This window comes from Tissierella creatinophila DSM 6911 (assembly GCF_001940565.1).
In the GTDB taxonomy this organism is placed as follows: Bacteria; Bacillota; Clostridia; order Tissierellales; family Tissierellaceae; genus Tissierella_A; species Tissierella_A creatinophila.
In genome coordinates this window covers 124,322-137,033 of sequence record NZ_LTDM01000032.1, presented here as the reverse complement: position 1 = coordinate 137,033, position 12,712 = coordinate 124,322, and the positions used below count along the sequence as shown (strand labels likewise).

At 29.7% G+C, this 12,712-nt stretch carries 12 protein-coding genes; 11 read left to right on the top strand and 1 reads right to left on the bottom strand.

Annotation, left to right across the window (positions count from 1 at the left end):
- Nucleotides 1–516 precede the first annotated feature (516 nt).
- The 6 genes from TICRE_RS08770 (at nt 517) to TICRE_RS08745 (ending at nt 6,786) form a co-directional block, all read left to right on the top strand.
- Nucleotides 517–888, top strand: a complete 372-nt coding sequence (locus tag TICRE_RS08770; protein WP_075727208.1) for a PH domain-containing protein — start codon at nt 517–519, stop codon at nt 886–888.
- Nucleotides 889–983: 95 nt separating this feature from the next.
- Nucleotides 984–1,538, top strand: coding sequence for a CD3073 family putative ECF transporter S component (locus TICRE_RS08765; protein WP_075727206.1), 555 nt, complete (start codon nt 984–986; stop codon nt 1,536–1,538).
- A gap of 4 nt (nt 1,539–1,542) precedes the next feature.
- Nucleotides 1,543–2,037 carry a CD3072 family TudS-related putative desulfidase gene (locus TICRE_RS08760; RefSeq protein WP_075727204.1) on the top strand — a complete coding sequence of 165 codons (495 nt, stop codon included), beginning with the start codon at nt 1,543–1,545 and terminating at the stop codon, nt 2,035–2,037.
- A gap of 82 nt (nt 2,038–2,119) precedes the next feature.
- Nucleotides 2,120–4,471 (top strand): Lon protease family protein, encoded by a 2,352-nt coding sequence (locus tag TICRE_RS08755; RefSeq protein WP_075727202.1) that lies wholly within the window; start codon nt 2,120–2,122, stop codon nt 4,469–4,471.
- A gap of 126 nt (nt 4,472–4,597) precedes the next feature.
- Nucleotides 4,598–5,317 carry an HAD family hydrolase gene (locus tag TICRE_RS08750; protein WP_075727200.1) on the top strand — a complete coding sequence of 240 codons (720 nt, stop codon included), beginning with the start codon at nt 4,598–4,600 and terminating at the stop codon, nt 5,315–5,317.
- Nucleotides 5,318–5,418: 101 nt separating this feature from the next.
- Nucleotides 5,419–6,786 (top strand): transglutaminase-like domain-containing protein, encoded by a 1,368-nt coding sequence (locus TICRE_RS08745; protein WP_075727197.1) that lies wholly within the window; start codon nt 5,419–5,421, stop codon nt 6,784–6,786.
- 52 nt (nt 6,787–6,838) lie between these two features.
- Here TICRE_RS08745 and TICRE_RS08740 read toward each other — a convergent pair whose 3' ends face one another.
- Entirely contained in the window at nt 6,839–7,759 is a 921-nt protein-coding gene (locus TICRE_RS08740) for a polysaccharide deacetylase family protein (RefSeq protein ID WP_075727195.1), read from the bottom strand.
- Between the two features lie 182 nt (nt 7,760–7,941).
- Between TICRE_RS08740 and TICRE_RS08735 the strand changes: the two genes are divergently transcribed.
- From TICRE_RS08735 to TICRE_RS08715, 5 genes are all read left to right on the top strand, one after another.
- On the top strand, nt 7,942–9,273 hold the full coding sequence (locus tag TICRE_RS08735; RefSeq protein WP_075727193.1) for an HdeD family acid-resistance protein: 1,332 nt from the start codon (nt 7,942–7,944) through the stop codon (nt 9,271–9,273).
- A 35-nt stretch (nt 9,274–9,308) separates the two neighbouring features.
- The gene (locus TICRE_RS08730) at nt 9,309–9,788 is read left to right on the top strand and encodes a nucleoside 2-deoxyribosyltransferase (RefSeq protein WP_075727191.1); all 480 of its coding nucleotides are present in this window, start codon (nt 9,309–9,311) and stop codon (nt 9,786–9,788) included.
- A gap of 83 nt (nt 9,789–9,871) precedes the next feature.
- Entirely contained in the window at nt 9,872–10,435 is a 564-nt protein-coding gene (locus TICRE_RS08725; RefSeq protein WP_075727189.1) for a pyridoxamine 5'-phosphate oxidase family protein, read from the top strand.
- Between the two features lie 146 nt (nt 10,436–10,581).
- Nucleotides 10,582–11,373, top strand: a complete 792-nt coding sequence (locus tag TICRE_RS08720) for a hypothetical protein (protein ID WP_075727187.1) — start codon at nt 10,582–10,584, stop codon at nt 11,371–11,373.
- Between the two features lie 104 nt (nt 11,374–11,477).
- Nucleotides 11,478–12,692, top strand: a complete 1,215-nt coding sequence (locus TICRE_RS08715; RefSeq protein ID WP_075727185.1) for an RtcB family protein — start codon at nt 11,478–11,480, stop codon at nt 12,690–12,692.
- Nucleotides 12,693–12,712 lie beyond the last annotated feature (20 nt).

The window sequence follows — 12,712 nt, the reverse complement described above, 5'->3', positions numbered from 1 at the left end:
TTTTAAATGTAAAAACTGTAGTTACCAATCTAATGATGATAGAATTGGAGCTATGAATCTTTGGAGAAAAGGTATTGAGTATATAGAAACTAACTCCAAAGAGACCGTAGAGTAAACTTTGTGGTCTGGGCTACTGTCAACTAGCCTATCGTAACCTACGCTTGAGGAAGGAGATACAGAGTATCGTTTGTACTTCGTGTAGTAGAGTTACAAGCTTCCATCCTCTTTAGGTGGGAGTAGTTGACTAGACAAAGATGGAAAATATTCAGAGCCTACAATATATTTTAAAGACAATATAGTTAAATCTAAAGTATTTAAAGACTTGAAAATCGCTATAAAAGATATATTTATCTAAGCAAAAGCCTTAAGGATATTTACAAGGAAAGTTTTGTAAATATCCTCGAGGCTTATTTTTTAGAGATAATAGTTTATCATAAGAACACTTAAAGAATTTTGATAAAGATAAATTTTTTGATATAATGTATGATATAAATTTATTTGAAAAGGGGAAAATAAATGGCAGAAATGAGTAATGTGTTAACTTGGACATTAGTATCAAAGTGTCCTATTCCAGCAGATATAGAAGATTTGCTAGTAGAAGGAGAAGTGGCAACTGCAGCTTATAGAACACTACGAGATAGTGCAGTATTTACAAATAAGAGACTTATTATAAGAGATAGTCAAGGTCTTACTGGTAAGAAGATCGAAATATATTCCCTACCTTATTCTTCAATCAATATGTGGTCTACTGAAAATGCAGGAAAATTTCTAGATTTTAATGCTGAAGTAGAACTTTGGACAAGAGCAGGACATATTAAAATCAATCTTCAAAAGGGTGTAGATATTAGAGAATTTGATAAACTTATTGCAAACGCTCTTTTAAAATAAATATTTAAATTTAAAAATACTTTACTTCAATGCTTTAAATCCTTAAATTATTGTGTTATAATTATATCATAATAATTTAAGGAGGTTTTATTTGTATGAAGAGAAGCAATAATACTTATGCACTTGTATTTTCAGCAGTGGGAATAGCAATTAATATTATACTTGGAACAGTGGCAGGTATAATAAATATACCATTGTTATTCTTAGATACTATCGGCACAATATTTACATCTGTAGTGTTTGGACCATTTTATGGTGCGCTCACAGGAGGACTTACAAATTTAATACAAGGAGTTTTAACAAGTCCTAAAAGTATCCCTTTTGCTTTAGTAAATATTGCAGTTGGATTAATAGTTGGATTTATAGCAAAAAATAAAAAGTTTACATTACCTACAGCAGTAATAACTGGGCTTATATTAGCAGTAGTAGCACCTCTTATAGGTACACCAATAGCTGTTTATGTATATGGTGGTATCACTGGAGATTTTAATGATGTATTTTTTACTTGGCTTACAAATGCAGGACAAGCTGTATTTACTGCTGCCTTTTTACCTAGAATTGCAAGTAATATAGTAGATAAAATTGCATCTTGTGTATTAGTAGCATTTCTAATTAAATTGATACCAAGGCGTTATACAGAAAGGGCATAGATATATGGAGAGAAGTAAAAGAATAATATTTATAGCAAATTGTATATTAAATCAAAATGTAGTAGTATCTCCCCTAGCTAGAGCTAAGGGTACTTATAAAGATATAATACAAACAATAATGGATTATGGAATAGGTATTCATCAACTGCCATGTCCAGAATTTAGACATCTAGGTCTTGGAAGAAAACCAATGACAAAAGAAGAATATGATACTCATAAGTATAGAGAACTCTCTAGAGAAATAGGTTTAGATACTGTTAAGATTATAAGAGAATATCTGGATCATGATTATAAAATTATAGGGCTTATAGGAATAAATAGTAGTCCAAGTTGTGGTATATATGGGGAAACGGGGATTACTGTAGAAGAAATTATAAAAACTATGAACGAAGAAGATATACATCTAAATACAATAGATGTTCCAGTAGACTACTATGATGGAGAAAAAGGCAAGGAGTTTATAAAGAACCTTAAAAGATTTATAGAAGAGAAAATATAAATGTAACATTTCAATCAATTTATCCATATAAATAACTATATAATTTCCACTATGGGGTATAAGTATATATAGGGGTGATAAAATGATTAATAATTTTAGATTGCAATCAAAACAACTAACTAAAAAATGTGACCTAGATGAATTTACATTTGAAACTACAGCAGAATTAAAGCCTTTTAAGGGGATTATAGGGCAGCCAAGGGCTAATAATGCATTACACTTTGGTTTTCAAATAAAAGAAAAGGGATATCATATCTATGTTGCTGGTATGGCTGGTACAGGAAAGGCTAGCTTTACTGATTCTATGGCTAGGGAATTTGCAAAAGAAGAGCCAGTGCCATCGGATTGGATTTATGTCTATAATTTTGAAAAGAAAGAATCACCACAGGCGATTAGTTTGGCCCCTGGAAGTGGGAAAGCTTTTAAAGAAGAAGTAGAGGGTACGGTTGAAGAACTTAGAAAACTTATACCTGAAACCTTTAAAGGTATGGAATATGAATCTAGAAGAAGTGATTTTATCAGAATTGCAAATCAGAAAAAGACACAAATCTTAAAAAAGCTTAATGAGAAATCTGCAGAGTATGGATTTATGTATTCACCTACTGAAAAAGGATTGTTTTCTATTGCTTTAAAAGATAATAGACCTATGAATGAAGAAGACTTTCAAAACCTATCTGTAGAAGAACGAGAAAAGATGATGATAAAGTATGATGAGCTTAAACTTGTAACCATTGATGACTTCAATAAATTAAGAGAAACAGATGAAGAGTTAGTACAGGGAATTAAGGATTTAGACAAAAAGATAGTGGCAGATTTAGTTCGTTTTAATATTGATAGGCTTATAAAACATTATAAAGAAAATGAAGATATAGTAAAATATTTAAATGAACTTGAAGAAGATATACTTGAAAATGTAGATAGATTTAAGAATGGACCTATAAATAACTTTTCCTTCTTTGATTCTCCAAAGGATAAAGAGGATAGTTTCTTTGTAAGATATAGTATAAATCTTTTTATCGACAATAGTAATCTTAAACATGCACCTGTTATAAATGAGTCCAATCCCATCTATTATAATCTTATGGGATCTATTGAATATAGAAGTCAAATGGGAGTTTTAGCTACCGATTTTACACGAATAAAACCGGGATCTCTTCATTTAGCAAATGGAGGGTATCTAATATTTCAAATGAAAGAAATTTTAAGCAATCCAATATCTTGGGAAATGCTAAAACGTGCACTTAAAACTGATGAAATAAATATCGAAAACCAAAACAAACTAATGGGCTATGCTGTAACATCAAGCCTTAAACCAGAGCCAATACCACTTGATGTAAAGGTAATAATAATAGGTGATGAATATATTTATAATATGCTGTATGCTTATGATGATGACTTTAGAAAGCTTTTTAAGATCAAAGCTGATTTTGATATAGAGATGAAAAAGGATAAATCTAATATAGAGTTGATGACTGAATTTATAGCAACCCACTGTCAGAAAAACAAACTTAAACCCTTAGATAGAACGGCGGTATGTAGACTTATCGAATATACTTCACGGTTAGCTGAGCATCAAAATAAGATGAGTACAGAGTTTAACAAGATTGTGGAAATACTATATGAATCTAACTTTTGGGCTAATATGGAAAGTAGCGATATAATTACTGATAGACACATACAAAAGGCTATAGATGAAAAGATCTACCGCTCTAATAAGTATGAAGAGAAGTTAAACGAAATGTTTGAAGAAGAAACTATACTAATAGACTTAGATGGTGAAAAGGTAGGGCAAATAAATGGTCTTGCTGTACTAGGTGTAGGTGACCATGTATTTGGAAAACCAAGCAGGATAACAGCCTCAGTCTATAGTGGAGAAGAAGGTATTATAAATATAGAGAGAGAATCAGATCAAAGTGGTAAACACCACAATAAGGGTGTATTGATTTTAAGTGGATACTTAGGTCAAAATTATGCTACTAAGAAACCCCTTGGTATCTCAATATCTATAGGCTTTGAGCAGAACTACTCTATAATAGATGGTGATAGTGCTTCTAGTACAGAACTCTATGCTATATTATCTTCTATGGCAAAGGTTCCAATTAAACAATATATAGCAGTTACAGGCTCAGTCAATCAAAGAGGTGAAATCCAGCCAATTGGTGGAGTAAATGAAAAAATAGAAGGCTTCTATGAAATATGTAAGAAAAAAGGGCTTACAGGTATTCAAGGAGTTATGATTCCAAAGAAAAATGTGAAGAACTTAATGTTAAAAGATGAAGTAATACAATCTGTAAATGAAGGGAAATTTAATATATATGCAATCGAGCATATTGATGAAGGTATGGAAATATTAACAGGTCTTAAAAAGGATAAGCTAGATGATTTAATAATGGAAAATTTAAAGACAATGCAAGTAAATCCTTCTTGCAAATAAAATATAAACAAGGCTGCCATATCACAAATGGGGCCTTATTTATATTCTATTTAAACAATTTTTGATAAAAGACAAATTCACTGATATAATATAAATTAACAAACTTAGAGAGAAAGGTGTAATATAATGATAAATACAATAATGTTTGACTTAGATGGAACACTTTTACCAATGGATACAGAACTTTTTACTAAAAAATATTTTAAAGAATTATCTATAAAATTAAAAGATTACTTTACTCCCGAGGAAGTATTCAAACATATGTGGTCTTCAACAAAATATATGATGAAAAACATGGAGCTAGACAAGACTAATAGAGATTCATTTTTTGAAGATTTTTATAAAAATGTAGATCATAAAGCGGAAGTTTTAAATCCTATATTTGATGAGTTTTATGAGAGAGATTTTAATAAAATCAAAGATGTAAGTGAAAAAAATGATAATATGATAAAATCGGTAAATATATTAAAAGAAAAAGGATATGACCTTGTAGTAGCCACAAATCCACTATTTCCAATATCAGCAGTATTAAATAGAATAGACTGGGCAGGTCTTAATGGAGAAGATTTTATATTTATTACAAATTTTGAAGATATGCATTTTTGCAAACCTAATCTAGACTTTTATAGAGAGATTTTACACAATATAGATAAGAATCCAGAAAACTGCCTTATGGTGGGAAATGATGTAAAAGAAGACATGATAGTAAATGAAATTGGTGTAAGCACCTATTTAATAGATGACTATATTATAGGAGATATACAAGAAGATAAAAATATAGATTATAAAGGTAATTATAAAGACTTTTATAGATTTGCTAAAGAACTTCCAAGTATTAAAGATTAATATAATGTACAAGAGTCTATCTCTTGTGCATTATATTATATAGAAATATTATGCAAAGCATAGTATACTTTAATATATAGATGTGTGAAAGGGGAATAAAAATGAAATATGATTTAAAATATTTGTCAGTACCTCTTCCAGAAGATGTGGAAAAGTTAAAATTATATGGAGATTTCAATTTGGCAGATAAACTAATCGAAAATCTTTTATCTAAAGATATACCAAAAGCTTTAAGAAAGAGATTGGAAATTGAAAAAGATATTATAAAGGTAGTTGGAGTAAACGAGTATCCATTTGATGAAAAAAAGGCTATAGAAATGATGAAATCGTCCATTGAAAACTTTGAAGATGACGAACTTCAAGAGCTAAGGGAAAAAGGAGCAGTAGATTGGATATACATAGATGGTAAAGTACACTATCAAAGAAGATTTCTTCAAAATCTATTTAAAGTAAATCCTGAATATAAGGATCGCAATCTTGAAAGGAAAGAAGACTCAGTTCAGAGTTTAAGAAAAAATGAGTTAGATGAAAATATAGAGATAATGAAAGAAAAGGGTTCAAGAAAAGTAAAGATAACTTTACGCTCATCTATAGGGGTTAAAGAGGAGTTTGAAAAGGTAGGAGAAAATGTTCGTGTTCATCTTCCAATTCCAAGGGCTACAAGGGAGATCTCCAGCATTAAAATATTAGACCATAGTGAGGAAGTATCAAATATAGATGTAGAAGATTCCCCTCAAAGAACTATATTTTTTGAAACCAAACTCCAAAAGGATAAAGAATTTTTTGTAGAATATTCTTATATAAACGATATAAAATATGTTAAATTAGATCCTGAAAAATCAAAACCATCTACAAATAAAGAAGAGCTTCAAGAAGAATATCCTCATATTGCTTTTACTCCTTATTTAAAACTTTTATTAGAAGAAATCCTTGAGGGAGAAACAAATCTAATCATATGCGCAAGAAAAATATATGATTTTGTAACTACTAAAGTGATGTACTCTTTTATGAGAGAATATTTTACAATAGATAATATCTCCGAGTATGCTGCTGTAAATCAAAAGGGTGATTGTGGAGTACAAGCAATTTTATTTATCACTCTTTTCAGAATGTGTGGTATACCTGCTAAATGGCAATCAGGATTATATGTATCTAAAGCATATACAGGATGCCACGATTGGGCAGAGTTCTATGTAGATCCTTATGGCTGGGTATTTGCAGATCTTTCTTTTGGCGGAAGTGCTTGGAGAGAAGGAAACTATGAAAGATGGGATTATTATTTTGGCAATTTAGATATCTTTAGAATGCCTGCCAATTCAAAGATTCAATTTCCATTTGCCAATCCTAAGAAACACTTAAGAGCAGATCCAATAGATAATCAAAGAGGCGAATTTGAGTACGATGATGAAGGTCTATTATATGCTCATTTAAATGTAAAACAAGAGCTTGTTGAGATGGAAGAATTATAAAGTATAAAAAGGGCTGTTTCATAAACTAGTCAAATTTATGAAACAGCCCTTTTTATTGTGATAATGCCTTAAAACTATAACCCTTACTCTTTAAATACTCTATTATTTGTGGAAGGGCCTTTATAGTATTTTCTTTACCATTACTATCGTGCATTAAAACAATTAATTCACTTTGACCCTTTACAGTTTCTTTTATACGTGCCATTTGTCTATTAACTGATACATTTTTAGCTTCTGAATCTCCATTTAAGGCGTTCCAATCGTAAACTCTATAACCTTTATCTATCGCAGATTTTTTATATGGTTTTTTATAAGCTTCAAATGAACCGCCAGGTAATCTTAAAAGATGTGTATGGAAGTTATTTCCCAATTGTTTTTTTAAGATTTTTTCAGTTCTATTTATTTCACCCCAAAAATTATCCATGTTAGAATATATATATTTATATTTATGACTATAAGAGTGATGTCCTATAGAATGACCTTTTGAATTTATTGTTTTTAATATAGCCGGATTCTGTTCTGCCATATTGCCCAATATAAAAAATGTAGCTTTTATATCATACTTATCTAATATTTGTAGTATTTTTGGTGTTATAGTTTTTGATGGACCGTCATCAAAAGTTAAATATGCAATCTTACCTTTAATAGGGATCTCATCAACAGGACCATTTTTTAAAACTTTCATCAATACCGCCCTAGTTTTAGGTCCATATTTTCCATCATCAACTAAGCTTGGATATTTTCTTTGGAAGTCTAAGATAGCTGATCTAGTATTAGGACCATAAACTCCATCTACATCTAACTTATAACCTATTTTATTTAGTGCACTTTGGAGATCTTTTACAGCTTGTCCTCTTTGTAAATAAGTTAAATTTACATTGGGTAATTCTTGTGCATATGTTAAGTCACTTACTGCGCCCAATATAAGAAATAAGGTCAATAAAAATAATGAAATTTTAAATTTAGTTTTCATAAAAAACACCATCCTTTAATAAATATATACCCTTATTTATTACTTATAAAATTACAATAAGGTAAAGAATTATAGTCAAAGGGGAGATTTATTATTATATTTAATATTAAAATATTATTTGTCAAAATTAAATGGAAAACTGATATAATAAAAGTAAAGAAACTTAAAGAGGTTGTGTTTGTATGGATATAAAACAGTTAAGGATAAAAAATATTGATATTTACTCGATGATTTTCTCAGGTCTTTTATATTTAATACTTGGTATATTGTTTTTGACACAAAAAACTACTCTTATATTTGCAGTTAAGAACTTACTAAATTTACTTGTTATACTTCTTTCTATTGCTGCTATTTTTCAGTTAGTAGGATTTACACCTCTTAGAAAAAGTAGACTTACTTCTATTTCTAGAATCTTTGGATTTTTTATTAACTTTTGCCTGGCTCTTATAGTATATTTTAAACCTGAACTTGTTGTTGCAATTCTTCCTATATTTTTTGGAATATATGCACTTTTTAGTGGAATTATAAGGTTTTTAATCTATATGCAGTATAAGAGAAATAGGGTGGAGAGAAGATCATTTATTGTATTGGAGGCTATTATTTTGGTAGCTTTTGGTATAATGATAATAGTTCATCCTCTAGCATCGATACTACCTATTTCAAATGCTATTGGTATATTTTTTATGCTATATGGAATTTCATTTCTTGGAGATGCTCTTTTAGAAGGAACATCAAGGGAGACAAAGGACTCTTTTAAAAGAAGAATAAGAATTAGCTTACCTGTATTTATGGTGGCACTTATTCCACATAAGATTTTAATGAAAATTAATAAGGCATTTGAAACTGAAAAGGTAGATAAAAATGATTTTTCTGTATTTAAAGAAAACATTCCCTTTGACTTAGAAGTACTGATACATGTAGCAGAAAAAGGTGTCGCTGCATTTGGTCATGTTGATATTTGGTTTGAAGATAAAGTCTTTACTTACGGTACCTATGATGAATCAACTTATAAACTGGGAGGAATTATATCAGATGGTGTTTTAATAGAAGTTATGGACAAAGAAAAATATATAAGCTTTTCTCAAAAGAATAATGATAAAACTCTATTTGGTTTTGGGTTAAAACTGACTGAAGAACAAAAGGATAGAGTGAGAGAAAAGATAGAAGAAATCTATAAAAACTTATATGAATGGAAACCTCAAAGTAAGATAGATGAAGAAAGAGGGATAGTCCCTGAAACACCTCGAAAAGACTATGCAAGTGTAGTCTATAAAAATCTTAAGAGTAAGTTTTATAAATTTATAAAAGGTCCATTTAAAACTTATTTTGCTCTTCATACAAATTGTGTCCTTTTAGCAGATAGTATAGTTGGTCAAGCAGGAATAGATATTGTAAAAATTCAAGGACTTATATCTCCGGGAGCATACTTTGAATATTTTAATAGAGAGTTTTCGAGAAAAAACAGTTTTGTTATATCAAGGACAATATATTATAAGGGTAAGAGTAAATTATAGAATAATAAAATTAAAGAAATTAAAAGGAGGAAAAAATGAAATCGTATTTAGCAAACGGATTATTTAGTATAGGTGATAGACTTGTAAATGAATTAATAGCAAAAGAAGTTAGAAAAGAGATAGAAGGGATAGAACTCTACGTTCCTCAAGAAAATGATGCAATAAATGACAAAAACTCCTTTGCAGATTCAGTAACTATCGCAGGTGCAGACATGGATAGGTTAGAAGAAAGTGATTTTTTAATAGCAGTTATAGATGGTATTGAAATAGATAGTGGAGTAGCAGCAGAAATAGGAGCTTTTTATATGACAGGCAAGCCTATATTTGCACTATACTCAGATGTACGACAGCTGGGAAGAGATAATAGTAAAAAAATAGAAATACTTTTAAAAGATGGAACAGAAAACCAGTTTATGTATAGAAATCTCTTTGTAATAGGACTTATAAAGAAGTCAAAAGGTGGAATTTATACTAGCATTGAAGAACTTGTAAAAGTGGTCAAAAGCACTATTTAATAAATGGACAAGAGGCATAATTTTAAAAAAGAACGCTTATTGGGAAGATATTTTAACAATAAACTTTAAAGGAGAGATAAATTATGAGAAGAAAAGATAGGGAAATGGATAGAGAATTTGGTCTTGATATAATTGATAAATCAGACTATGGAATTCTATCCATGATAGATGAAGAAGGTAAGCCTTACGGAATACCTCTTTCTATTGTAAGAGATAGAGATATGCTTTATTTTCACACTGGTATGAAGGGTAAAAAGGTAGAAGCACTAGAGAAAAAACCAAATGTAAGTGTATCATTTGTGGGAGAGGTAAAAGTTCCTGAAATCTATACAGATGAAGAATTGGAACTGATGAATACGGACCCTTCAAAGGCAGCTCAATTTATAAGTGGTGTTTTTACAACTGAATTTGAATCTGCAATAGTTAAGGGAAATGTAAAACTTATAGAAGATATAGAAGAAAAGATCAAAGGTATGAAACTTATATGTGAAAAATATACTCCTACAAAGATGAAGTATTTTGATGCAGCTATAAAATCATCACTTAGCGTAACAAGCATATACTCTATAACAATTGAGGAAATAACCGCTAAGAGAAAAAAATACGATACTAAGGGTATAGAAATGAAATGGGGAAGGAAAAAATAGGGGCAATAAACTTGTCCCTATTTTTTCCTGTATTTTGACATAAATTTATATATAGATAATATCATATATAAATGGTTAAATAATAGTCTTCATATAGATAAAGTGATATAATTATAGATAAAGAGTTTAAAATAAGGAGGGATTATATGCTTGATTTTACTTTAGGTAGAAAGATTGATATTAATTATCAAACTAATAAACTAATATTAATAATTTCCGCCATAGTTGTAACTATTGGTTATTTTATTACAAAGGATGTTATTTCTGCATTATATTTAGGAGTGGGAACATTTCTAACATGGGCACTGGCTAGGGAAGTAGATCCAAAACATGAGTATTCAGCTTTTTTATGTACAGCTTTAAGCTTGGTAAATTTATTTTATTATGAAAAGATTAATCTTTTAGTTTTGTTTTGGATAATACTATTACTTAGAATGGTAAATGAAATATCAGGTAAAGATGTAAGTTCATTAGATGTGTTTTTAGTATTAGGTTTTAGTATATATCTATCTATAATCCATAAAAGTAGTATATATGTGGCTGCATTTGTACTTGCTATGGTCTACATAGTTAAGATTAAAGGAAAGTCTAAAATGGCTTTAATATCTTTAATTATTGCAGCATCTGTTTTTTTAGTTGAAAACTCTTATTTTAGATATTTATCTGCCCAAGATATTGATTTTTCCAATAAAATAAATATCTTTACAATAGTAGGTGTATTTGTATTTTTAATGGCAGTAAATTTTATTAAAAATGAAGGAATAGTAGATGATAAAGGTAATCTACTAGAAGTAAAAAAAGCAAGATCAGCACAACTCCTCTTTGGCAATATAATTCTTTTTTTATTTTTGTTTTCAGGTATAAGTTTAAATAATTTAATAATATATTTTTCAGTTATAATAGGAGTTATCATCTATTCCTTTCTAGATAGAAAATAATGGACAAGGGGACAGGTACCTTGTCCATTATTTTTTAGTTGTAAATGTTCTTATATGATATAATCGATAGAGTTTTGTAAATAAATTAAGTAAGAGGTGAATTAATGAAATTAGAAGGAAAATATGCAACGGCTAAAGTTTTTGCTAAAGTTCTTGAAGATGGAGCTAAAGACCAGATAATAGAACTTTTAAACCAAGACTTTCTAGAAGGATCAAATGTGAGGATAATGCCAGATGTCCATCAAGGGATGGGGTGCGTTATAGGTTTTACTGCGGATATGGGAGATAAGGTAATTCCCAATATTGTAGGTGTAGATATTTCCTGCGGAATGATTACAGTTGAACTTGAGGATAGAGATATAGACCCTTCAAAACTTGATAAGATAATAAGACAAAAGATCCCATCAGGAAAAAATGTTCATGAAGGAAGAAAAGTTAAATTTGACAGATTAGAAGACCTATATGTATTTAGAGAATTAAAAGATACTAAAAGAATTGAAAGAAGCATAGGAACACTTGGGGGCGGAAACCATTTTGTGGAAGTTGGAGTAGATAGTAAAGACAATAAGTATCTTGTAATACATTCAGGAAGCCGAAATCTTGGAAAACAAGTAGCAGAAATATATCAAAGATTAGCGGTAGACCTTTGTAGTGGAAAAGAAGAATATTTTATTAAAAGAGATGAGATAATAGAAAGTTTTAAGAAAAAAGGAAAGAAAAAAGAGATAAAAAATGCTCTAAATGAACTAAAAAAAGATTATCTAGGATTAAAACCTGACTATCCAAAAAATCTATGCTATCTAACTGGGGAATATAGAGAAAAATATATTCACGATATGAGGATATGTCAAGAATATGCAAGTTTAAATAGGCAAACCATGGCAAGTACAATAGTTCAGGAACTATTTGGAAAAGGTTTAGAAGAATTTTCATGGTTTGAGACAGTTCATAACTATATAAACTTTAAAGATAATATTATAAGAAAAGGTGCAATTTCAGCCTATGAAGGTGAAAAGGTACTTATTCCTATAAATATGAGAGATGGTTCAATCTTGGGACGTGGCAAGGGAAATCCTGATTGGAACTATTCAGCACCACATGGTGCAGGAAGACTTTTAAGTAGAAGCGAAGCAAGGGAAAAGATAGATTTAGAAGAATTTAAAGAATCTATGAAAGGCATATACTCTACATCCGTTCACCAGGGAACATTAGATGAAAGCCCTAAGGCCTACAAGAAAATAGAAGATATATTGGATTTTTTAAATGAAACCGTAGAGATAATAGATATAATTAAACCTATATATAATTTTAAAGCTTAAAAGACAAGGGAAAGTCCCTT